This is a genomic window from Streptomyces soli, assembly GCF_003999195.1.
Taxonomy (GTDB): domain Bacteria; phylum Actinomycetota; class Actinomycetes; order Streptomycetales; family Streptomycetaceae; genus Actinacidiphila; species Actinacidiphila soli.
Genome location: NZ_RJVR01000232.1, coordinates 12717 through 35266, shown reverse-complemented (window position 1 = coordinate 35266; position 22550 = coordinate 12717). Strand labels below are relative to the sequence as shown.

Sequence of the window (22550 nt, the reverse complement as noted above, 5' to 3'; positions counted from 1 at the left end):
GATCGAGCGTAGGTGCTGATCAGGCGGTCAGCAGATCAGCGGCGCGCTCCCCGTCCAGCGTCCGGCGGAACGGTCCGTCGGCGGCGGCCAGCTCCGCGTACGTACCGCGCTGGACGACCCGGCCCCGGTCGAGGACGAGGATCTCGTCGACCGCGTCCAAGCCGCTGAGCCGGTGGGTGATCAGGAGCGTCGTCCGGCCCTCGGTGGCGGCCAGGAGGTCCGCGGTAACGGCAGTGGCGGTGGGCAGGTCCAGGTGCTCGGCGGGCTCGTCCAGTACGAGGACGGGGAAGCCGGCGAGCAGCGCCCGGGCCAGGGCAAGGCGCTGACGCTGGCCGCCGGACAGCCGTGCGCCGTGCTCGCCGACGGCCGTGTCGAGGTCCAGGTCGAGGCGGGCGGCGGCGAGGGCTTCGCTCAGGTCCGCGTCGGGGGTGCCGGGCCTGGCCAGGCGGAGGTTCTCCCGCACGGTGCTGTCGAAGATGTGGGCGTCCTGGGCGCACAGGCCGACGTGGCGGCGTACGGCGTCGCCGTCGAGCGCGGCGGCGTCCTGACCGGCCAGGGTGTACGTGCCGCTCTCACGGTCGAGGAAGCGGAGCAGGACGTGGGCGAGCGTGGTCTTGCCCGAGCCGGACGGGCCGACGACGGCGATCCGGCGGCCGGGGGTGAGGTCGAGGTCAATGCCGGCGATGGCCGGGCTCTGCTGGCCAGGGTGGCGGGCCGTCAGGCCGCGTACGGCGATGGGGAACGGGCTCTCCGGGGCCGCAGCCGAGCGCAGCGAGATGGGGGTACCCCCTGCACGAAGTGCTTGGGGGAGGGCCGGCTCGCTGACCGGCTCCGGCGCGTCGAGGATCTCGTACACCCGGCTTGCCGCCTCACGGCTGCGCTGCCGGTGCTGGGCGGCCAGCGGCATCCCGGCGACGGCCTCGAACGCCGCGAGGGGCGTCAGAACGATCACCGCCAGCGCCACGCCCTGCAGGCGGCCCCCCGTGACTGCCTGCAACCCCACGACGGCGCAGACCACCACCGTCATCCCGGTGACCAGGGCGGACAGTCCCGCACCCAGCGCCGCGCCGGCGGCCGAGCGCGCGGCGACGGCGGTGAGGGTACGGTCCGCGTCCCCGGCCGCCCCGAGGCGGGCGGCCATCGCGCCGGCGACCGTCACCTCGGCGGTGCCGGTCAGCAGGGACAGGGTCTGCGTCGACAACTCGCCCCTGGCAGGGGCGATACGGAGCTCCGCGCGGCGGGCCACGGTGGCGGACAGCGCGGGAATCCCGGCTCCCGCGGCGAGCAGACCCACGGCGAGGACTGCGCCCGCCTCCGGAAGCAGCCAGCCGGTGAAGCCCACGGCGACCACTGCCGCCGTCGCGGCGGTCGCGGCCGGCAGCAGCCAGCGCAGGAAGTAGTCCTGCAGGCCGTCCACGTCCGCGACCAGGCGGGACAGGAGGTCGCCCCGGCGGGTTTCCCGCAGCCCGGCCGGCGCGAGCCGTTCCAGGTGGCGGTACATGGCGACCCGGAGGTCGGCCAGGGCCCGGAACACGGCGTCGTGGGCGGTCAGGCGCTCGGCGTACCGGAAGGCCGCGCGACCGATGCCGAACGTCCGGGTCGCCGTGACCGCGACCATCAGATAGAGCACCGGCGGTTGTTGGGAGGCCCGGGAGATCAGCCACCCGGAGGTCGCCATCAGCCCGATCGCGCAGAGCATCGCGAGTGCGCCCAGCCCGGCCGCAGCCGCGAAGCGGCCGCCCTGCCGGCCCCTGGCGCCGTGCTGCCGGACCCGCCGCAGCACGCTGCGGTCCCCTGCGGGGTGCGGCAGCGTCGCGCCTGCGGCGGGCTGCTCCCCCACCCCGCCCCTTCCCGAAACCGGGCTCTCCCCCAAACCTTCGTTTGGGAGGTGCCCCCACCCGGACCCGCTGGGGCTCTGGCACAACCCGGCCACCAACCCGCGGCCGACAACGACACCCGCATCGGCGAAGCCCAACCGCACCACGCGGTCCGCCACCGCCAGCAGCGCCGGCCGGTGCACAACGAGCAGCACCGTGCGGCCGACCGCGAGTCGCTCGACCGCCGCCACGACAGCCGCTTCCGTGTCGCCGTCCAGATTGGCCGTGGGTTCGTCGAGCAGAAGCAGCGGCCGGTCGGCAAGGAACGCCCGGGCCAGGGCGACCCGCTGGCGCTGGCCGGCGGAGAGGCCGGCGCCGGCCTCACCCAGCAATGCGCCGGGGTCGAGGTCGGGCGCACCGGCGTCGGCGAGGGCGGCAAGGACCTGGGCATGCGTGGCGTCGGGGCGGGCGAGGCGGACGTTGTCGGCGATGGTGCCGGGGAAGAGGTGGGGGTGCTGGGGGACCCAGGCGATCTGCTGGTGCCACCCGGATGGGTCGTACGTGGCGAGGTCGGTGCCGTCGACGAGGACGCGGCCCGAGGTCGGTTCGGTGAAGCCGAGCAGCGCGCTGAGCAGCGTGGTCTTGCCGACGCCGCTGGGCCCGGTCACGGCGACCGTCTCGCCGGGGGCGACGACGAGGGAGGTCTCGCCGAGGCGGCCCGCGACCGCGATGCCGTCGATGGTGATGGTGGCCGAACGCAGGTCGGGCGCCGCAGCCGTGCCGCGTACGACCGGCGCGGTCTCCAGGACGGCGAAGACCTCCTCCGCCGCGGCCAGGCCCTCCGCCGCCGCGTGGTAGTGGACGCCGACCTGCCGCAACGGCAGGTACGCCTCAGGCGCGAGGACGAGGATGACCAGCCCCGTATAGAGGTCGAGGCCGCCGCTGACGAGCCGCATGCCGATGCCGACGGCGACCAGGGCGACGGACAGGGTGGAGAGGAGTTCGAGGGCGAAGGAGGAGATGAAGGCGATGCGCAGCGTCCGCAGTGTGGCGCGGCGGTAGTCGGCGGTGATGGTGCGGATGGACTCGGCCTGGGCCTTGGCGCGGCCGAAGACCTTGAGGGTGGGCAGGCCGGCCACGACGTCGAGGAAGTGGCCGGACAGCCGGCTCAGCAGCTTCCACTGGCGGTCCATACGGGTCTGGGTGGCCCAACCGATGAGCACCATGAAGACCGGGATGAGCGGCAGCGTCAGAGCGATCGTCAGGGCGGAGATCCAGTCCTCGGTGACGATGCGGCCCAGCACCGCCACCGGTACGACGACGGCGAGGCCGAGCTGCGGCACGTACCGCGCGAAGTAGTCGTCGAGGGCGTCGATACCGCGCGTGGCGAGGGTGGTGAGTTCGCCGCTGCGCTGCGTGGTGAGCCAAGCAGGCCCGAGCTCCGTGGCCCGGGCCAACAGCCGACCCCGCAGCTGGGACTTGACGGCGGCGCTGGCGCGGTGGGCGCACAGCTCGGTGAGCCAGGCGACGGCCGCCCGGCCGGCCGCGACGGCGGCGAGCAGCACCAGCGGGGTGCGCAGCTCGCCGGCGCCGAGGCCGTGTTGGAAGCCGCCGACGACGACCTCGGCGATGAGCATGGCCTGGGCGATGACCAACCCGGCCCCGGCGAGGCCGAGCAGGACGGAACCCGCTATGAAGGCGCGGGAGGCGCGGGCGTGACGCAGCAGCCGGGGGTCGATCGGTTTCACGTGAAACACACCTCTCAGTGCACGGCCGTCAGTGCGCGGCGGAGTCGGCGATGTGCTGGGTGCCGATGCGTTTGCGGAAGACCCAGTACGTCCAGCTCTGGTAGAGCAGCACCATCGGGGTCGCGATGCCCGCGCACCACGTCATGATCTTGAGCGTGTACGGCGTCGAGGACGCGTTGGTGACCGTCAGGCTCCAGGCGTCGTTCAGCGAGGACGGCATGACGTCCGGGAACAGGGTCAGGAAGAGCGTCGCGACGGTGGCGACGATCGTGATCCCGGAGAGGGTGAAGGACCAGCCTTCCCGGCCCAGCAGATTCGCGCCGAGTGCCGCCAGCAACGCGAGGACGGCAACCGCCGCAGTCGCCCCGCTCTTGGCGTCGCCGCCGTCGAGCTGGGTCCAGATCAGGAAGGCCAGCGCGCACAGGGCGGCCGTGATGCCCGCGCCGGTGGCGAAGCGGCGGGCGCGCTCGCGGATGTCGCCGAGGGTCTTGAGGGAGGCGAAGACCGCGCCGTGGAAGGTGAACAGCGTCAGGGTCACCAGGCCGCCGAGGACCGAGTAGACGTTGATCAGGTCCCAGAAGCCGCCGACGTACTCCCCCGCCTTGTCGATCTTGACGCCGTGCACGATGTTGGCGAAGGCGACGCCCCACAGCACGGCCGGGATGAGCGAGGTCCAGAAGATCGCGGTCTCCCACCTGCGCTGCCAGGTCTCATCGGGCCGCTTGGCGCGGTACTCGAAGGCGACGCCCCGCACGATGAGGCAGATCAGGATCATCAGCAACGGCAGGTAGAAGCCGGAGAAGAGGGTGGCGTACCACTCGGGGAAGGCGGCGAAGGTCGCGCCGCCCGCCGAGATGAGCCAGACCTCGTTGCCGTCCCAGACCGGGCCGATGGTGTTGATGAGGACGCGGCGTTCGACGCGGTCGCGGGCCAGTGCCTTGGTGAGGATGCCGATCCCGAAGTCGAAGCCCTCGAGGAAGAAGTAGCCGGTCCACAGGACGGCGATGAGGACGAACCAGACGTCGTGGAGGTGCATGTCCGTCTCCGCTTTCTAGTACGAGAAGGCCATGGGGCGGTCGGCGTCGTCATCGTCGCCGCCAATCTTGGTGGGGGATTTCAGGTCGGCCTCGGTAAGTTCGGGCGGCCCGGCCTTGACGTACTTGACCATGAGCTTGACCTCGACGACGGCGAGGATCGCGTACAGGGCGGTGAAGACGATGAGCGAGGTGAGGACTTCGCCGGTGGAGACGGTGGGGGAGACCGCGTCCGTGGTCTTGAGCAGTCCGTAGACGACCCAGGGCTGCCGGCCGGTCTCGGTGAAGATCCAGCCCCAGGAGTTGGCGATCAGCGGGAAGCCCATGGTGAGCAGGCCGATCCGCCAGTACCACCTGGACAGGGTCGGGCCGAGCCGCCTGTTCTTGGTCAGCACCAGATGCGGAGGCTCGTCGTCGCCAGTGCGGTGCTCCGGCGCGAGCCACAGCTTGCGGCGGGTGAGCCACAGTCCGGCCAGGCCGACCGCGAAGGAGGTCATGCCGAAGCCGATCATCCAGCGGAAACCCCAGTAGGCGGTGGGGATGTTGGGCCGGTAGTCGCCGGGGCCGTACTTGGCCTGCTCGGCCTTGTTGACGTCGTTGATGCCGGGGACGTACGAGGTGAAGTCGTCCTTGGCCAGGAAGGACAGGAGGCCGGGAATGTCGATGGCGACCGTGTTGTGGCCCGCGGCGACGTCGCCGTACGCGAAGACCGAGAAGGGCGCGGGGGACTGGCCGTCCCACAGGGCCTCGGCGGCGGCCATCTTCATCGGCTGCTGCGTGAACATGACCTTGCCGAGCCGGTCGCCGCTGACGGCGGTCAGCAGGCCCGCGACGACCGCGGTGACCAGCGCCAGGCGCAGCGAGGTCCGCATCACTTCGACGTGCTTCTTGCGGGCCAGGTGGTAGGCCGCGATGCCCATCATGAAGGCGGCGCCGGTGAGGAAGGCGGCGGTGAGGGTGTGGAAGACCACGACGAGGGTGGTGTTCTGGGTGAGGACGTGCCAGAAGTCGGTGAGCTCGGCGCGGCCGGTGGTCTTGTTGTAGCGGTAACCGACCGGGTGCTGCATCCATGAGTTGGCGGCCAGGATGAAGTACGCGGACAGGATGCTGCCGAGGGAGACCATCCATATGCAGGCGAGGTGGATCTTCCTGGGCAGCCTGTCCCAGCCGAAGATCCACAGCCCGATGAAGGTGGACTCGAAGAAGAAGGCGATCAGCGCCTCGAAGGCGAGCGGCGCACCGAACACGTCACCGACGAACCGCGAGTACGTGGACCAGTTCATGCCGAACTGGAACTCCTGGACGATGCCGGTGACGACGCCCATGGCGATGTTGATCAGGAAGAGTTTGCCCCAGAACTTGGTCGCCTTGAGGTACTTCTCCTTGCTGGTCCGCACCCAGGCCGTCTGCAGGCCGGCGGTCAGGGCGGCGAGCGAGATCGTCAGGGGGATGAAGAGGAAGTGGTAGACGGTGGTGATGCCGAATTGCCATCGCGCGACGATGACGGAGTCCAGCGCGAGCTGCACGTCACGCCTCCTTCGTTACTGGCCCGGCGGGCCGTTGAGGCCGCTTGTGAAAGTGAACGCATTCACAAGTTAAATTATGACTGACACAGTTTTGCCCCCTCCCACCGGGGGGCGGGAGGGGGCAAACGAGGGAACGCCAGCAAGCTGACCAGCCCATTTGGTGCTTGACAGATAAGCGCCGGAGCTACTTGCGGACTCCTGCAGCTCGGGCTCTTACAGCTCGGGGCTCTTACAGCTCGGGCTCCTACAGCTCGGGCTCCTACAGCTCCTTGCGGAAGGCCTCCGCCGTGCGCAGCAGTACGTCGTTGGCCTCGGTCTCGCCGATGGTGATCCGTACGCCCTCGTCCGGGAAGGGCCGGACCGTGACGCCGGCCCGCTCGCACGCGGCCGCGAAGTCCAGGGTCCGCTCCCCCAGCCGCAGCCAGACGAAGTTGGCCTGCGTCTCCGGCAGCGTCCAGCCCTGGGCGGCAAGCCCCTCGTGGACCCGGGCCCGCTCGACGACCAGCGCCTTCACCCGCTCCAGCAGCGCGTCCTCCGCGCGCAGCGAGGCGACGGCGGCGTCCTGCGCGAGCTGGCTGACGCCGAAGGGCACGGCCGTCTTGCGCAGCGCGGCGGCGACCGGCTCATGGGCGATGGCGAAGCCGACCCGGAGGCCGGCCAGGCCGTACGCCTTGGAGAAGGTGCGCAGCACAGAGACATTGGGGCGGTCGCGGTAGAGCTCGACGCCGTTGGGGAAGTCCGCATCGGCGACGAACTCGATGTACGCCTCGTCCAGGACGACCAGGACGTCCGAGGGCACCCGGTCCAGGAAGCGCTCCAGTTCGGCGCGGCGGACGATGGTGCCGGTGGGGTTGTTGGGGTTGCAGACGAAGATCAGCCGGGTCCGGTCGGTGATCGCGGCCGCCATCGCGTCGAGGTCGTGGTTCTCGTCGGCGTCCAGGGGCACCTGGATCGACGTGGCACCGCTGATCTGCGCGATGATCGGGTACGCCTCGAAGGACCGCCAGGCGTAGATCACCTCGTCGCCCGCGCCCGCCGTCGACTGGACCAGCTGCTGGGCCACACCGACCGAGCCGGTGCCGGTGGCGATGTGCGCGACCGGGACCTCGAAGCGGTCGGCCAGTTCGGCGTGCAGGGCGGTGCAGGCCAGGTCAGGGTAGCGGTTGAACGACTGCGCGGCAGCGGCGGCGACTTCCAGCACACCGGGCAGCGGCGGGTACGGGTTCTCGTTGGAGGACAGTTTGTATGCAGTCACTCCGTCCGCCACGGCCGGGGGCCGCCCCGGCTTATAGATGGGGATGCCGTCCAGTTCCGGGCGCAGTCGTGGGCTCATGACCACACCATACGAGGGCGTAAGGGGACAGGGGAGGGCTGGGTACAGGGCTGTGCGCCGGTGGCGCGACCCCTGGCGCGCATCCCCCGTACAGGTGAGTTGATACCTCCTCGAAATCTGGACCACTTGGCAGGAGATCGTCGCGCGGACGTCCGTAAGCACCACCGGATGCTGTGTGTCACCTGTGAATGCAAGGCCCCATAGCTGCCTCAGCCATGGAGAAACGTATCTGTCAAGCTGCTTCCGCGACCCCCCGCGAACGGACCACCCGAGCCCTACTATCGGCTCGCCATGACAGCAGCAGGGAAACACCAGGCGAGCCGGCCGATCGGACGCCGGCTGGAGCGGGCGGGCATCAGGGATGTGGCCGCCGCGGCCGGTGTCTCGATCACGACTGTCTCCGACGCGCTCAACGGCAAGGGCCGACTGCCCGATGCCACCCGCCGCCATGTGCGCGAGGTCGCCGACCGGCTGGGCTACCGCCCGTCGGCCGCGGCCCGCACACTGCGCACCGGTAGATCGGGCCTCATCGGCCTGACCGTGACCACATACGGGGAAGAACCTTTCACCTTCACCGAGTTCGCGTACTTCGCCGAGATGGCACGGGCCGCGACCTCGGCGGCGCTCGCCCGCGGCTATGCCCTGGTGATCCTGCCCGCGTCCTCGCGGCACGACGTCTGGAGCAATGTCGCGCTCGACGGCACGGTGGTCATCGACCCCTCCGACCACGACCCGGTCGTCACCGACCTCGTGCGCCAGGGCGTGCCGGTGGTCAGCGACGGCCGCCCGGCGGGGAATCTGCCCGTGCACGCCTGGGTGGACAACGACCACGAGGCCGCCGTCCTGGACATCCTCGACCACCTGGCCGCCGCCGGCGCCCGGCGGATCGGCCTGCTCACCGGGACCAGCACGGACACGTACACCCGGTTGTCCACCACCGCGTACCTCGAGTGGTGCGAACGGGTCGGGCAGGAGCCGGTCTACGAGGCCTATCCGGCCCACGACCCGTGCGCGGGCGCGGTGGCCGCCGACCGGCTGCTCGCCCGCCCAGACCGGCCGGACGCCGTCTACGGGCTCTTCGACCCCAACGGCACCGATCTGCTCGCCGCCGCGCGCAGATACGGGCTGCGGGTGCCGGACGACCTGCTGCTGGTCTGCTGCAGCGAGAGCAGTGTGTACGCGACCACCGAGCCGCCGATCACCACCCTGTCGCTCAAGCCCGGCCGGATCGGCACCGCCGTCGTCCAGCTGCTCATCGACGCCATCGAGGGCGGCGGCAGTGGCGCGCCGGTCCAGCAGGTGATGCCCACGGACCTCATCGTCCGCATCTCGTCACAGCGCCGGCAGCCCCGCACGACGGTCAGTCCGCCGCGCAACGCGGGTGAATAGACGAGAACCGGAAGCGGACCAAAGGGAAGCAGAGGGAAGTAACGCCCGCCGCGTGGCGATTTGTCGGCACCCGACGAAATCCCGCTAGCCAGGTGTGTCACGCTGCGACTTCGTCATTCCTATGATGGGCGGATGGCGGCGCGAAGGTGGAGGGGTCGATGACTCAGGGGGCCGGTCAGGGACCCGTACAAGCGACGGCTGGCGGCTGGAGCCCGGTGGGCACCGCGCCCGCGGGCTACGAGCCCACGCGGGCCGACGCGCGGCTGGCCCCTGCCCCGGTGGCCGGGGAATACGAGGAGCACGAGGCGTACCCACCGGAGTACACCCCCACCGAACGCGATCTTCCGGTGATCACCGCACCGGAGGCGCGCCCCGGGCCGCTCTACGTCGTCGGCGACGTTCACGGGTACATCGACGAGCTGCGCGACGCGCTCTACGCGACCGGGCTGATCGACGCCGAGGGCCACTGGTCGGCCGGCACGGCCCGGCTGTGGTTCCTGGGTGACTTCACCGACCGGGGCCCGGACGGGATCGGCGTCATCGAGCTGGTGATGCAGCTCTCCGCCGAGGCCGCGGCCGCCGGCGGCTACGCCAAGGCCCTCATGGGCAACCACGAACTGCTGCTGCTGGGCGCCCACCGCTTCGGCGACGCCCCGATCAACTCCGTGGCCGGCACCGCCTCCTTCCTCGCCGCCTGGCGGCTCAACGGCGGCCAGACCACCGACATGGAACGGCTCCAGGACCACCACATCGCCTGGATGTCCCGCCTCGACGCGGCCACCGTCGCCGACGGCCACCTGCTGCTGCACTCCGACACGACCGCGTACCTGGACTACGGCACCACCATCGACGCGATGAACGACGCGGTAACCGGCATTCTTCAGCGCGGCGACGCGGACGAATGCTGGGAGCTGTTCCGCAAGTTCACCAAGCGCTTCGCCTTCCGCGGCGACGGCGGCCCCGAGGCCGTACGGGAACTGCTCGCCACATACGGCGGCCGGCGGGTCGTGCACGGCCACAGCCCCATTCCGTACCTGCTCGGACAGGTGGGCGGCGACCACACCGCCGACGGCGAGGAGCGGGCGGCGCCGGTGGTCCAGGGGCCGCATGTATACGCGGACGACCTCGCGGTGGCGATGGACGGTGGGGTAACGATGGATGGCAAGCTGCTGGTCGCGCAATTGCCACTTCTGCCCTAGCCTGCCATTTTCCGCAAACTCTCTGTCACGCTGTCACCTCCTCGCTCTACCATCGGGGTTATCCGTAGGTACGCTCTCCTCCACTTCCGCCGGGGCTCCGGAGAGGGGCCGGAGACGGAGCATCGGGGGATGTAGATGAACAGCGCTCAGCATCTGCTCAACGAGGACCGCGCGGACTTCGAGCGCGCCCTCGACGAGGTGCTGCACTCTTCCGAGACCCAGGCGGCTCTGGGCGACGGCGGCAACCCGCTCAACACCGAACAGCTGCGCACCATGGCACTGAGCGCGGTCGAGCCGATCGCGGCCTGCGCCGCGCCCGAGTACCAGCACTACCGCAAGGTGCGCGAGCAGGTGCGCGAGGCCACCGAGGAGCGGCAGCGCGCCCGGGTCGGCTCCGCGGGACCGACCGCGCCCACCGTCTCCTCCGGCATGGGGTACGCGGCGGCCGTGGCCCCGGTCGCCGATCCGGACGGAAGCGGGGCGGGGCTGTTCGCCGTCGTCGCCGTCCTCACCCCGATGCTGGCCGGCGCGGCGGCCGTCATCGTCCTGGTCGTCGGCTACGCGCTGCGCCTGGGACACCCCGTGCCCGCCATCGCCGCACCGCTGATCAGCGTGGGCTGGCTCTTCGCGGGGGTCGCGGTCTTCGGCATCGTCGTCGCCATGGTCGGCCTGCTGCTCACCGCCCTGCGCAACGGCGCCACCGCCCTCCACGACGGCCCCGACGAGCTCCCGCCCGAGGTCGCCCTCGCCCGCGCCGCCTGGCGCCGGGCCCTGCTGGAACGCGGCCTCCGGCCATTCCTGGCCGAGGCCCTCGCCAAGGCCGCCGACGCGCCTCACGCCCCCGCCCCGTCGTCGTACGACGGCGATGCGAGCGGCCCGCGCATGCCCCGCCTGGGCTACTCCCGCCCGGACTTCACCAGTCCGGGCCCCGAGGAATCCCCGGAGCCCGGACGGCGCTTCACCAGCCCTGACTTCACCAGCCCTGACTTCACGAGCCCCGATTTCGGCGGCCCGGAGAACAAGCCGAACTAGTCGGCGATCGGGAGATACACGCGGTTCCCCGCCGCCGCGAACTCCTCGGACTTCTGGCGCATCCCCTCCTCCGGGTCCAGCGACAGCTCGCCGCCGTGCTGGCGCCGGATGTCCTGCGAGATCTTCATCGAGCAGAACTTCGGACCGCACATCGAACAGAAGTGCGCGGTCTTCGCCGGCTCGGCGGGGAGCGTCTCGTCGTGGAAGGACCGCGCCGTGTCCGGGTCGAGGGCCAGATTGAACTGGTCCTCCCACCGGAACTCGAAGCGGGCGTCCGACAGCGCGTCGTCCCAGGCCTGCGCGCCCTCATGGCCCTTGGCCAGGTCCGCCGCGTGGGCCGCGATCTTGTACGTGATGACGCCGGTCTTCACGTCGTCGCGGTCCGGCAGGCCCAGGTGCTCCTTCGGCGTGACGTAGCAGAGCATCGCCGTGCCCCACCAGGCGATCATCGCGGCGCCGATCCCCGAGGTGATGTGGTCGTACGCGGGAGCGATGTCGGTGGTCAGCGGGCCGAGGGTGTAGAACGGCGCCTCCTCGCAGATCTCCTGCTGGAGGTCGATGTTCTCCTTGATCTTGTGCATCGGGACGTGGCCCGGACCCTCGATCATCGTCTGGACGTTGTGCCGCTTGGCGATGGTGTTCAGCTCGCCCAGCGTGCGCAGCTCCGCGAACTGCGCCTCGTCGTTGGCGTCGGCGATCGAACCGGGGCGCAGCCCGTCGCCGAGCGAGTACGTGACGTCGTAGGCGGCCAGGATGTCGCAGAGCTCCTCGAAATTCTCGTAGAGGAAGCTCTCCTTGTGGTGGGCCAGGCACCACGCGGCCATGATGGAGCCGCCGCGCGAGACGATGCCGGTCTTGCGCCGGGCCGTGAGCGGGACGTACCGCAGCAGCACGCCGGCGTGGACGGTCATGTAGTCGACGCCCTGCTCGGCCTGCTCGATGACGGTGTCCCGGTAGATGTCCCAGGTCAGCTCCTCGGCCTTGCCGTCGACCTTCTCCAGGGCCTGGTAGAGGGGCACGGTGCCGATGGGGACGGGGGAGTTGCGCAGCACCCACTCGCGGGTGGTGTGGATGTTGCGGCCGGTGGAGAGGTCCATGACGGTGTCGGCGCCCCAGCGGGTGGCCCAGGTCATCTTGTCGACCTCCTCCTCGATGGAGGACGTGACGGCGGAGTTGCCGATGTTGGCGTTGACCTTCACCAGGAACCGCTTGCCGATGATCATCGGCTCGATCTCGGGGTGGTTGACGTTCGCCGGGAGGACGGCACGTCCGGCGGCGATCTCCTCGCGTACGACCTCCGGCGAGACGTTCTCGCGGATCGCGACGTACTCCATCTCCGGGGTGATCTCCCCCCGGCGGGCGTACGCGAGCTGGGTGACCGCCTGCTGTCCGTCGGGGCCGGTGCGCCCGCGCCTGGGCAGGCGGGGGCGGCCGGGGAAGACGGCGTCGAGATTGCGCAGGCCGCCGCGCGGTGAGGTGTGCTTGAGGCCGTCGTCCTCGGGACGGACTGGCCGGCCTGCGTACTCCTCGGTGTCGCCGCGGCCGATGATCCAGTTCTCCCGCAGCGGCGGCAGACCGCGGCGGACGTCGGTGGTGATGTTCGGGTCGGTGTACGGGCCGGATGTGTCGTACAGCGTCACATCGCGACCGTCGGTGAGGTGCACCCGCCGGACCGGGACCCGGATGTCCGGGCGCGATCCGTCGACGTAGCCCTTGTGCGACCCGATGTGGGTGCTTTCAGGCGTGCGTGCATCCTGCATGGTCATGAGACCCACTCCCTACGCCGGCATTACCCGGTAACAGGTTCAGCGGTCGGCGCAGCTGTGGTGTCAGCGCCCTCTCAGCCCGGTGCTCCGAGCTCCCGCGGTTTGCAAAGGTGTCACAACGCTAGCGGGTCCCCCCTGCCGCGCACCAGTGGGTGTTGCGATGATCGGCCCGTGGACTCTGACTCCGATCACTCGCACGCTCACGCCCATGGCCACAGTCACGGCGGCCCGGTGCACCCGGTTTCCAAGCATTTGCGCAAGGTCATCGCCGCGATTCTGGTGCCCTTCGCCGCCGCCGTCGTCGTCGGGATGATCGTGCTGTGGCCCGGCGGTGTGCCCGCGCACCAGCGGACCGGAGTCGGCTTCGACCAGCAGACGCAGTCCGGGCAGGTCGTCAAGATCGACGACGTGAAGTGCTCGGACGTCAACGCCGGCGGCGGCGGTACGACGTCCGACGCCTCGCCCTCGCCGTCCGCATCGCCGTCCGCCGCGTCGGACATCTGCAAGAAGGCGACCATCGAGGTCACCACCGGCAAGGACAAGGGCCGCACCTTCACCGAGGTCGTCCAGCCGACCCAGTCCCGGCAGTACAGCCTGAACCAGAAGGTGCTGCTCGCGTACGCGCCCAACGCGCCGAAGGACCTGCAGTACTCGGTGACCGACGTCGACCGGGCCTTCCCGTTGTGGCTGCTCGCCGGGATCTTCGCGGTCGCCGTCGTCGTCATCGGGCGGATGCGCGGCCTGCTGGCGCTGGTCGCGCTGGTCATCAGCTTCGCGATCCTGTCGCTGTTCATCCTCCCGGCGATCCTGCAAGGCGACAATCCGCTGCTGGTGGCGGTGATCGGCAGCAGCGCGATCATGCTCGTCGCGCTCTATCTGTGCCACGGCCTCAGCGCCCGCACCTCGGTGGCGGTCCTGGGCACCCTCTTCTCGCTGCTGCTGATCGGTTTCCTCGGGTCGGTCTTCATCTCCTGGACCCATCTGACCGGCAACACCTCGGATGAGACCGGCACCATCCACGCCCTCTACCCGGACATCGAGATCCGCGGTCTGCTGCTGGCCGGCATCATCATCGGCTCGCTGGGTGTGCTCGACGACGTGACCGTGACCCAGACCTCGGCGGTGTGGGAGCTCAAGGACGCCGATCCGGGCGCCAGTTGGCGCAAGCTGTACCGGGCGGCGATGCGCATCGGCCGCGACCACATCGCCTCGGTGGTCAACACCCTGGTCCTGGCCTACGCGGGCGCGGCCCTGCCACTGCTGCTGCTCTTCTCGATCGCGCAGCGCAGCGTACTGACGGTCGCCGGCAGCGAGCTGGTGGCCGAGGAGATCGTACGGACCCTGGTGGGCAGCATCGGCCTGGTCGCCTCGGTGCCGCTGACGTCGCTGCTGGCCGCGCTCGTGGTGTCGGCGGACCGCGACAATGGCCGTAGCAGCGGGGGCCGTCGGCGCCGCGCGAAGTGAGGGGGACCGTGCCGTGATCGGACTGCAGGGCAGGGTGACGGGGACGGTCGGGCCGGGCCTGGTGGGCGAGGTCATGGTGCGGGTGCGCGGCGGCGCGGAGGCCTTTCTGGCCTACCCGGTGACGCCGGGGGAGCGGATGGAGCCGGGCACCCTGGTGGTGGTCGTGGAGTACCAGGCGCCCCGTACGGTGTACGTCGCTCCCGCGTACGGATGACGCACCGTCACCCCCGCCTGACCTGCGGGGATCCAACTGTGCATCAAGATTGTGACAAGGAACCGTAAGCGTCTTCACGGCCGGTCGCGACAGGCGCACACTCCCCTACGCGGCTCCAGTTCGGGGCCATCGTAAGGGGGCGTATGCCGATGCTGATCGGCGCCGTGGCGGGAGTGGTTCTCGCCGCAATCATCATCCTGGTCGGGCTGTTCAAGCTCATGTGGCGGGTGGCCGAGCCCAACGAGGCACTTGTCATCTCCGGTTCCAGGCACCGTATGGAGGGGCTGGAAGAGGGGCTGGGGTTCCGGATCGTCACCGGGCGCGGGACGCTTGTCGTGCCGGGCGTGCAGGCGGTGCGCAAGCTGTCGCTCGACCTGAACCAGGCCGAGCTGCTGGTGGACTGCGTGACCAAGCAGGGCATCCCGCTGAAGGTGCGGGGTGTGGTGATCTTCAAGGTGGGCGACGACTTCGTGTCGATCGCGAATGCCGCCCGCCGCTTTCTGGACCAGCAGAAGTTCATGGGGGACCGGGTGCACAACGTGTTCTCCGGTCATCTGCGGTCCATCGTAGGCGGTCTGACGGTCGAGGAGATGATCCGCGACCGCGAGAAGCTGACCGCCCAGACCCGGGCCGCGTCCGGCTCGGAGATGGAGAAGCTCGGTCTGATCATCGACTCGCTGCAGATCCACGAGATCGAGGACCCGACCGGCTACATCCGCAATCTGGCGGCCCCGCACGCCGCCGCCGTCCATCGTGACGCCCGCATCGCGCAGGCCGAGGCCGACCGGCTGGCCACCGAGGCCGAGCAGAAGGCCGCCGCCCGTATGTCGGAGGCGACCCGCGACAGCGAAATCCTGCAGGCGGGCTACCAGGCCGAGCGCGACAAGGCGGCCGCCAAGGCCCAGCAGGCCGGTCCGCTGGCGGAGGCCGCGGCCCGGCAGGAGGTCGTGATCCAGGAGACCCGGGTCGCCGAGCTGGAGGCTGACCGGCGCGAGCAGCAGCTTCAGGTGGACGTACGCAAGCCGGCCGACGCCGCTGCGTACGAGAAGCGGACCTGGGCCGAGGCCGAGCGCGACGCGCGGATCTCGGCGGCCGAGGCGAAGGCCAAGGAGACTGAGCTGGCCGCCGTCGCCGAGGCGAACCAGGTGAAGATCGCCGCCGCCGCCAAGGCCGAGATGACCCGGGTGAGCGGTCAGGCGGCCGCTGCCGCCACCCGCGCCACGGGCGAGGCGGAGGCCGCGGCGACCCAGGCGCGCGGTCTCGCGGAGGCCGAGTCCGCGAAGGCCAAGGGTCTCGCCGAGGCCGAGGCGATCAAGGCACGGGCCGCCGCACTCGCCGAGAACCAGGAGGCGGTCGTCGCCCAGCAGCTCGCCGAGAACTGGCCCGAGATCGTCCGCGCCGGGGCCGAGGCCTTCGGCAACATCGACCACATGGTGCTGCTCAACGGCGCCGACGGGATGTCCGAGATGTTCGCCAAGGCCCTCACCATGGGCGGCACGGGCCTCGGCCTGGCCCGCCAACTGCTGGCCTCGATGGGGAGCACGGACGGCGTCGTGCCGTCCGCCCCGTCACCGTCCGCCTCACCGAACGGCTCGCGGCCCGAGCGGGTCTCCGTAAAGGAGTAGCCGCGAAGAAGCGGCCGTGAAGAAGTAGCCGGATCAAGCGCCGGACGGACCTGTTTCACGTGAAACACGCGAAGCGTCGCCCGTCCGGCGCTTCACCAGGTGTCGCGGGAGTCGGAGGAGGACGAGGTGAACTTCTTCACCACGAACACCAGACCGCCGACCAGGGCCGCGAAGATCACAACCTTGAAGAGCAGACCGAACAGCAGGCCCAGCAAGCTGCCGACGAGGCCGCCGAAGACGGCGATCGCGAGCACCGGGATGGCGACCCACTTGACCCACCAGGGCAGGCCGTCGAGAAGTTCCTTCACCGTTTCCTCCGTTGTCTCGAATCTGCCTCCAGGCTAGGCCCGCAGGACCTCAGGGTGGAGGCCCCACAGACCCTATGCGTCCCTGACCTTCCCCCTAGGGACCCTCGGGCGGCGAGAAGACCACCAGCACCTTGAGGTCCTCGGTGATGTGGTGGAAGCGGTGCGGCACCCCGGCGGGGACGTAGACCACACTGCCGTTGGCCACATAGGTCGTCTCCTCCCCCACGGTGATCGCCGCCCGGCCGCTCACGACGAGGTAGATCTCATCCTGCGAATGCGGCTTCTGCGGATCGAGTTCGCCGGCCTTGAGGGCGTACAGACCTGCGGACATGTGCCGTTCGCGCAGAAAGCTGAGGTATGCCCCGTCGTTGGCGGCGCGCTCCGCCTCCAGATCATCCAGCCGGAATACCTTCACGCTCTTCAGCCCCTTGCCTCTACGATCAGTTCTGCGACGATCTCAGCCATGAAGAACTTCGTCGTCAAGACGCTCGCGAACGCCGTGGCCCTGGGTGTGGCCATCTGGCTGGTGCAGAACATCACACTCACCGGTGACAGTACCGGGCACAAGGCACTCACCCTCGTACTGGTCGCGCTGGTCTTCGGCGTCGTGAACTGGCTTGTGAAGCCGGTCGTCAAGCTGCTGTCCTTCCCCCTGTTCATCCTGACCCTGGGGCTGATCACGCTGGTCGTGAACGCCCTGATGCTGCTGCTCACCTCCTGGCTGTCCGGCAAGCTCAACCTGGACTTCCATGTCAGCGGCTTTTGGGCTGCCCTCATCGGCGGTCTGATCATCAGCATTGTCTCGTGGGCCATGCACATGGTCCTGCCCGACGAGGACTGACCACACCTCGCGGCACGAGCCGCTCCCATCGGGTTGGATGGGGACGCACGCAGTTTCGACCCATGGAGGCGGCCATGACCGAGTACGACGACACGCCCGGCGACAGCACCCGTAGCGTGCACGCCGGGCGGCCGCCGGCCGAGGCGTACGAGCCCTCGCTGCCCGGACCCGTCTTCGCCGCGCACTATCACCTGCCGGGGGAGGCCAGTGGCCCGTACACCTACGGGCGCGACGAGAATCCGACGTGGACGCTGCTGGAGCAGGCCCTGTCGTCCCTCGAATCGCCGGACGCACCCGCGGAGACCCTGGTCTTCTCCTCCGGCATGGCCGCGGTCTCCTCCGTGCTGCTGTCGCAGGTCGGCGCGGGCGACACCGTCGTCCTGCCGTCGGACTGCTACCAGGCGACCCGCTCGCTCCAGAAGCGTCTGGAGTCCTACGGCGTGACCGTGCGCCTCGCGCCCACCCCGGGCGACGCGCAGCTGGAGGTGCTGGACGGTGCGAAGCTGCTGTGGATCGAGACGCCGTCCAACCCGGGCCTGGAGGTGTGCGACATCCGCCGGCTCGCCGACGCCGCCCATGCGGCCGGGGCGCTGGTCGCGGTGGACAACACGCTGGCCACGCCGCTCGGACAGCGGCCGCTCGAACTGGGGGCGGACCTCTCCGTCGCAAGCGGTACCAAGGCGCTGTCGGGCCACGGCGACCTGCAGCTCGGTTACGTCACCACCCGCAGCCCCGAACTGGCCGCCGCCGTGAGGCTGTGGCGCAAGACGGTCGGCGCCATCCCCGGGCCGATGGAGAGCTGGCTGGCGCACCGGTCGCTGGCCACGCTCGCGCTGCGCGTGGACAAGCAGGCGGTCAACGCCCTGGCCCTCGCGGCGGCGTTGCGGGAACGCCCCGAGGTGACCGGTCTGCGCCACCCGGGACTGCCGGAGGACCCGTCGCACGAAGTGGCGTCCGCCCAGATGATCCGCTTCGGGAGCGTGGTGTCGTTCACGCTGCCCGACCGGGAGTACGCCGAGCGCTTTCTGGGGGCGCTTCTGCTCACCGCCGAGGCGACCAGCTTCGGGAGCGTCACCAGCACGGCCGAGCGGCGCGCCCGTTGGGGCGGCGACGCGGTGCCGGAAGGGTTCATCCGCTTCTCGGTGGGCGTGGAGGACGCGGCCGATATTGTGCGGGATGTGACGCATGCCCTGGATGTGGCGGGCAAGTAGAACGCCAGGCGATGTTCCGTAGAAATATCTACGCACGCCCTACGCAGAATGGGTGGCCCGAGCCTCCCCCCTCGTGGCTCGGACCACCCTGCCCATATGGCGGATGTGCCGAGATCCGCTCGAACAAGGCTAGTTGACTCTGCGTCAGTGTCCAATCACAGAATCAATGCAGACCTATCGATATATTTATCGTTTCGGACCCTACGACACCGGTTCGTGGACTCCACAACAAGGGGGCGCCCGATGGACCTGGCTCTGCTGCGCACGTTCGTCACGGTGCACCGAGCCGGCTCCTTCACCCGGGCCGCCCAGCTGCTCGGCCTGTCCCAGCCGGCGGTCACCGGCCAGATACGAAGTCTTGAACGCCAGGTCGGCCGTCCGCTGTTCCACCGCCTGCCGCGCGGGGTGGCACCGACGACCATCGGCGACGAACTCGCCCACAAGATCGCCCCGCACCTCGACGCGCTCCTCGAGATCGCCGAGCACGAACTCGACGACGAGTCCGCCAGCCGGACCCTGCACCTCGTGGGCCCGTCCACCTTCACCTCGCTGCGCGCCCTCCCCGCCCTCGCGCCGCTGGCCAGCGACGGCCTGGAGCTGCGGGTCACCATCAGCCGCGAGGAAGAGGCGCTGGCCGGCCTTGCCGCCGGCCACCACGATCTGGCCATCGGCACCGTGCAGCCGCGCGACCGGCTGCTCGCCGCCACCCCGCTGTGGGACGAGGAGCAGGTGCTGATCGCCTCGCCGGCCTGGCTGGAGCGCATCGGCGGCCCCATCGCGGTCCGTACGCAGGGGCCTTCGGCCCTGGACGACGTCCCGGTCATCTCGTACGACGAGTCGCTGCCGCTGCTGACCCATTACTGGTCGGCGGTCTTCGACGCCCGGACCTCGCACGTCCCCGCGGTCGTCGTGCCCGACCTGCGGGCGGTCCTGGAGTGCGTGATCGCCGGGGTCGGCATGGCGGTCCTACCGCGCTATCTGTGCAGCGAGGCCATGACCCGCGGCCAGGTCAACGCGCTGCTGGACCCGCCGCTGCCGCCACTGCGCACGTACTTCCTGTCAGTGCGCGCCGGGACGCTGGCGCTGCCGAACATCGCGCGGGCGCACGACCGCCTGCTGCGCGCCGCCGGCGCCTGGTGAACCGTACGTTCCGGATTTGCCGCCCCAGAGGCGTTTGCCGCCACCCGTGCCGCGGCAGATCTCAGGCATGCCCCCGGACATCGAAGCACCGGCCACCGGGGCCACCCGGCCCGTGGTCAAACGCACCGCCCGCGCCATCCTGCTCGACGGTGATTCCCTGGTCCTCATCAAGCGCACCAAGCCCGGACTCTCGCCGTACTGGGTCACGCCCGGCGGCGGTGTGGACCCCGAGGACGCCACGATCGTCGACGCCCTCCACCGCGAGCTGGACGAGGAGCTGGGCGCCAAGGCCACCGACGTCGTCCCGGCCTTCGTCGACACGATCGAGCACATCGCGGAGGACGGCTCGCACGGCGTCAAGGTGCAGCACTTCTTCGTCTGCCGCCTGGAGTCGATGGACCCCGGCCGGCGGCACGGCCCCGAGGTCGAGGAGCCGACCGGCGAGTACGACGTGGTACGCGTGCCCTTCAGCCGGGTCGGGCTGGCCTCCGTCGAGATCGTTCCGCTGACCCTGCGGCACTACCTGGACGCGAACATCGAGGGCGTCCTGGGGCTGCTCTCGCCCGACCTGGGCTGACGACGGGGCTTGTCCCCAGTCCCTAGTCGCCTGCCGCGACCAGTTCCTCGACCCGGTCGTGCCGGATCCGCCGCGAGGGGATACCGCTGCGTACGAGGGTGTCGACGCCGCTGCGGATCATGCCGGGCGGCCCGCTCAGATACGCGTCGTACTCATGCCACGGCCCGAACCGCCCCACGACCTCCGGCAGCGGGCCGTCCACCACGGCCCGCACCGACAGCCAGGAAGAATGCTTGCCCTGGAGGCGCAGCATCGTGTCCAGGTCGTACAGGTCGTGGTCGCTGCGGGCGCCGTAGTAGACCTCGACCGGGCGCTTGCGGCCGTGCTCGGCGACATCCTCGACCAGCGCCTTGATGGGGGCGATGCCGGTGCCGCCGCCCAGGCACAGCAGCCCGTTGTCAGTGCTGTGATCCACAATCATGGAACCGGCCGGAGGACCGAGCCGGATGACATCGCCCGGCCGGGCGCGGCGCACCAGCGCGGTGCTCACCCAGCCGGCCGGGATGGCCTTGACGTGGAAGGACAGCAGTCCGTCGGGACGGGGGGCGGATGAGAACGAGTAGTGCCGCCACACACGCGGCCACCAGGGGGTCTCCAGGGCCGTGTACTGGCCGGCGAGAAAGGGATACGGCCGGTCGGCGCGGACCGTCACCACCGCTATGTCGGAGGTGCGGCGCTCGTGCGAGACGATTTCCGCCTGCCACCAGGGCGGCGAGTGCCGCTCGTCCTTCGCCGCCGCGTCGATCATGATCTGCGAGATCGCGGTGTAAGCGCGCACCCAGGCGGCCTCGACCTCCGGGTTCCAGATCGCCGACGCGTAGCGGGTGAGCGCGCCGATCAGGCACTCACCGACGGCCGGGTAGTGCTCGGGCCGGGTACCGTACTTGCGGTGTCCCCGGCCCAGGTTGGCCAGGTACTCGGTCAGCACCCCGGCGTTGTCGATGTGCTCGGCGGCGGTCAGCAGGGCCTTCAGCAGCCGGTCCCGCTGGGCGTCCATGGCGGGCGGGAACAGCTCGCGCAGCTCCGGGTGCCGGATGAAGAGCAGGGCGTAGAAGTACGACGTCGTCTTGTCGGCGACCGGGCCGACCTCGGCCATGGTGCGGCGGATCAGCACCGCGTCCGGGGACGGCTCGGGCTGCTCGGGCGCGTTCGGGGCCGCCGGGGGCCCAAGGGGCTCCGGGGCCTCCGCGGTGCCGGGACGCGGCTCAGGCACCCGCTCGGCGGGCTTCTCGGGGGGCGCGGGCCGGGGCGGGGGCGGCATACGGGACGTGCTGCTGCCCACCGGGCGTATCGGTATTCGGGTCTGCCCAGGGGCTTGCCCAGGCCTCTGCCCGGGGGTGGGGGTCTGCCCCGGCGCCTGGGCAGGCGGCTCCGCGCCCGGCTGCTCGGGGCGGACGGGCTTACGGGGCGTGAACCAGCCCGAGCTGTCAGGTTCGGCCGAGTTGGTGGTCACAGCGTCCATGGTCAGCTTCGTTTCCGTACGTCGGCCGCAAGTCCTGCCGGGTAAGCCTGCCACGGAGAATCAGCCGCACCGGACAAAGTGCCGGAAGTACGGGAAAGGGGGATACCAGCGGCGCTAGGCTGTCGCGCTCGCGGCTTCTCTCCGCGCAGAACGCAGTCGACCCTACCCGGAGCCGCCGACTCCACAAGGCCTCACAGCTTCTCGTGATCCACGCCACGCGTCATTTCATACGCTTCCCGGAGATCATCACCGGTGTAGGCAAATGTGGCCAAATCACTCACATAATGGTCGCCGTTGACCGCCACCGACACCGGCACCGCCGCGAAGAGCGCCGTGTCCGACAGCGAGTCCCCGTACGCCATGCAGTCCGCCCGCCCGACCCCGTAACGGGCGCACAGCTCGTCGGCGACCGTCACCTTGGTCTCCGGCAGCATGATCCCCGCCAGATCCAGCACCGCCCCCGTCGGGAACGGTACCTCCGGGAAGAGCGACGCCCGCGCCTCGTGCGCGCCCCAGGCGCGCAGCCGCCGTACGAAGAACTCCGGCGACAGCGACACCACCGCGCAGTACTCCCCGCGCGCCGTGATGTCCGCCCAAACCTCGCGTATGCCGGCCAGCCACGGCGAGCCCTCGAAGGCCGCCGTCAGCTGCACCTCGGTCAGCGCCGCCCACAGCTCGTACGCGCGCTCCGCATACCCCGGCGGGTCGATCACGCCCCGCCCCAGCGCCGCCTCCAGCTCCCGGAACTCCTCGACCAGGCCGATCTCCCGGGCGATCTCCATGCTTGCCGACGACCCCCGCATCAGCGTCCCGTCCATGTCGAATATGTGCAGCCGTGCCACGCCCGTGCCCCTCCCGAAATCC

At 70.3% G+C, this 22550-nt stretch carries 19 protein-coding genes; 10 read left to right on the top strand and 9 right to left on the bottom strand.

The window, feature by feature from the left end:
* Positions 1-19: 19 nt before the first annotated feature.
* From cydD to hisC, 4 genes are all read right to left on the bottom strand, one after another.
* Positions 20-3565: a thiol reductant ABC exporter subunit CydD gene (cydD, locus tag EFK10_RS23185; protein ID WP_127357569.1), complete on the bottom strand. Its 3546-nt coding sequence runs from the start codon at positions 3563-3565 to the stop codon at positions 20-22.
* A gap of 28 nt (positions 3566-3593) precedes the next feature.
* Positions 3594-4601, bottom strand: coding sequence for a cytochrome d ubiquinol oxidase subunit II (cydB, locus tag EFK10_RS23180; protein WP_127357568.1), 1008 nt, complete (start codon positions 4599-4601; stop codon positions 3594-3596).
* A gap of 15 nt (positions 4602-4616) precedes the next feature.
* Complete coding sequence (locus EFK10_RS23175; RefSeq protein ID WP_127357567.1) at positions 4617-6125, bottom strand: cytochrome ubiquinol oxidase subunit I; 1509 nt, start codon at positions 6123-6125, stop codon at positions 4617-4619.
* 259 nt (positions 6126-6384) lie between these two features.
* Positions 6385-7458, bottom strand: coding sequence for a histidinol-phosphate transaminase (gene hisC, locus EFK10_RS23170; protein ID WP_127357566.1), 1074 nt, complete (start codon positions 7456-7458; stop codon positions 6385-6387).
* A 291-nt stretch (positions 7459-7749) separates the two neighbouring features.
* On the opposite strand from hisC, the gene EFK10_RS23165 reads away from it, so the two are divergent.
* The 3 genes from EFK10_RS23165 (at position 7750) to EFK10_RS23155 (ending at position 11078) form a co-directional block, all read left to right on the top strand.
* Positions 7750-8847, top strand: coding sequence for a LacI family DNA-binding transcriptional regulator (locus EFK10_RS23165; RefSeq protein WP_127357565.1), 1098 nt, complete (start codon positions 7750-7752; stop codon positions 8845-8847).
* Between the two features lie 158 nt (positions 8848-9005).
* Positions 9006-10046: a metallophosphoesterase gene (locus tag EFK10_RS23160; RefSeq protein ID WP_127357564.1), complete on the top strand. Its 1041-nt coding sequence runs from the start codon at positions 9006-9008 to the stop codon at positions 10044-10046.
* 135 nt (positions 10047-10181) lie between these two features.
* A complete protein-coding gene (locus EFK10_RS23155; protein WP_127357563.1) occupies positions 10182-11078 on the top strand; it encodes a phage holin family protein in 897 nt (298 codons plus the stop codon).
* On the opposite strand, the gene thiC is transcribed toward EFK10_RS23155, so the two are convergent.
* Complete coding sequence (thiC, locus tag EFK10_RS23150) at positions 11075-12844, bottom strand: phosphomethylpyrimidine synthase ThiC (protein ID WP_127357562.1); 1770 nt, start codon at positions 12842-12844, stop codon at positions 11075-11077. The two genes, EFK10_RS23155 and thiC, sit on opposite strands and share 4 nt — an antisense overlap.
* Before the next feature lie 171 nt (positions 12845-13015).
* Here thiC and EFK10_RS23145 point away from each other — a divergent pair, with 171 nt between their 5' ends.
* The 3 genes from EFK10_RS23145 to EFK10_RS23135 all read left to right on the top strand — a co-directional run bounded on the left by EFK10_RS23145 (position 13016) and on the right by EFK10_RS23135 (position 16147).
* A complete protein-coding gene (locus EFK10_RS23145; protein WP_240677411.1) occupies positions 13016-14308 on the top strand; it encodes a YibE/F family protein in 1293 nt (430 codons plus the stop codon).
* Complete coding sequence (locus EFK10_RS23140) at positions 14268-14522, top strand: hypothetical protein (protein ID WP_206305555.1); 255 nt, start codon at positions 14268-14270, stop codon at positions 14520-14522. Before EFK10_RS23145 ends, EFK10_RS23140 begins: the two co-directional genes overlap by 41 nt.
* A 143-nt stretch (positions 14523-14665) precedes the next feature.
* Complete coding sequence (locus tag EFK10_RS23135; protein WP_206305554.1) at positions 14666-16147, top strand: SPFH domain-containing protein; 1482 nt, start codon at positions 14666-14668, stop codon at positions 16145-16147.
* 92 nt (positions 16148-16239) lie between these two features.
* Here EFK10_RS23135 and EFK10_RS23130 read toward each other — a convergent pair whose 3' ends face one another.
* Both EFK10_RS23130 and EFK10_RS23125 read right to left on the bottom strand, forming a co-directional pair.
* Entirely contained in the window at positions 16240-16455 is a 216-nt protein-coding gene (locus EFK10_RS23130) for a DUF5326 family protein (protein ID WP_127357561.1), read from the bottom strand.
* 94 nt (positions 16456-16549) lie between these two features.
* Positions 16550-16870, bottom strand: coding sequence for a cupin domain-containing protein (locus tag EFK10_RS23125; protein ID WP_127357560.1), 321 nt, complete (start codon positions 16868-16870; stop codon positions 16550-16552).
* 48 nt (positions 16871-16918) lie between these two features.
* Between EFK10_RS23125 and EFK10_RS23120 the strand changes: the two genes are divergently transcribed.
* The 4 genes from EFK10_RS23120 (at position 16919) to EFK10_RS23105 (ending at position 20224) form a co-directional block, all read left to right on the top strand.
* A complete protein-coding gene (locus tag EFK10_RS23120) occupies positions 16919-17296 on the top strand; it encodes a phage holin family protein (protein ID WP_127357559.1) in 378 nt (125 codons plus the stop codon).
* 74 nt (positions 17297-17370) lie between these two features.
* Complete coding sequence (locus EFK10_RS23115; protein ID WP_127357558.1) at positions 17371-18507, top strand: cystathionine gamma-lyase; 1137 nt, start codon at positions 17371-17373, stop codon at positions 18505-18507.
* Positions 18508-18750: 243 nt separating this feature from the next.
* On the top strand, positions 18751-19647 hold the full coding sequence (locus tag EFK10_RS23110; RefSeq protein ID WP_127357557.1) for a LysR family transcriptional regulator: 897 nt from the start codon (positions 18751-18753) through the stop codon (positions 19645-19647).
* A gap of 67 nt (positions 19648-19714) precedes the next feature.
* Positions 19715-20224 (top strand): NUDIX domain-containing protein, encoded by a 510-nt coding sequence (locus EFK10_RS23105; protein WP_127357556.1) that lies wholly within the window; start codon positions 19715-19717, stop codon positions 20222-20224.
* A 22-nt stretch (positions 20225-20246) separates the two neighbouring features.
* Here EFK10_RS23105 and EFK10_RS23100 read toward each other — a convergent pair whose 3' ends face one another.
* Both EFK10_RS23100 and EFK10_RS23095 read right to left on the bottom strand, forming a co-directional pair.
* Positions 20247-21686 carry a globin domain-containing protein gene (locus tag EFK10_RS23100; RefSeq protein ID WP_127357555.1) on the bottom strand — a complete coding sequence of 480 codons (1440 nt, stop codon included), beginning with the start codon at positions 21684-21686 and terminating at the stop codon, positions 20247-20249.
* A gap of 191 nt (positions 21687-21877) precedes the next feature.
* Positions 21878-22528, bottom strand: coding sequence for an HAD family hydrolase (locus EFK10_RS23095; protein ID WP_127357554.1), 651 nt, complete (start codon positions 22526-22528; stop codon positions 21878-21880).
* Positions 22529-22550: the final 22 nt, after the last annotated feature.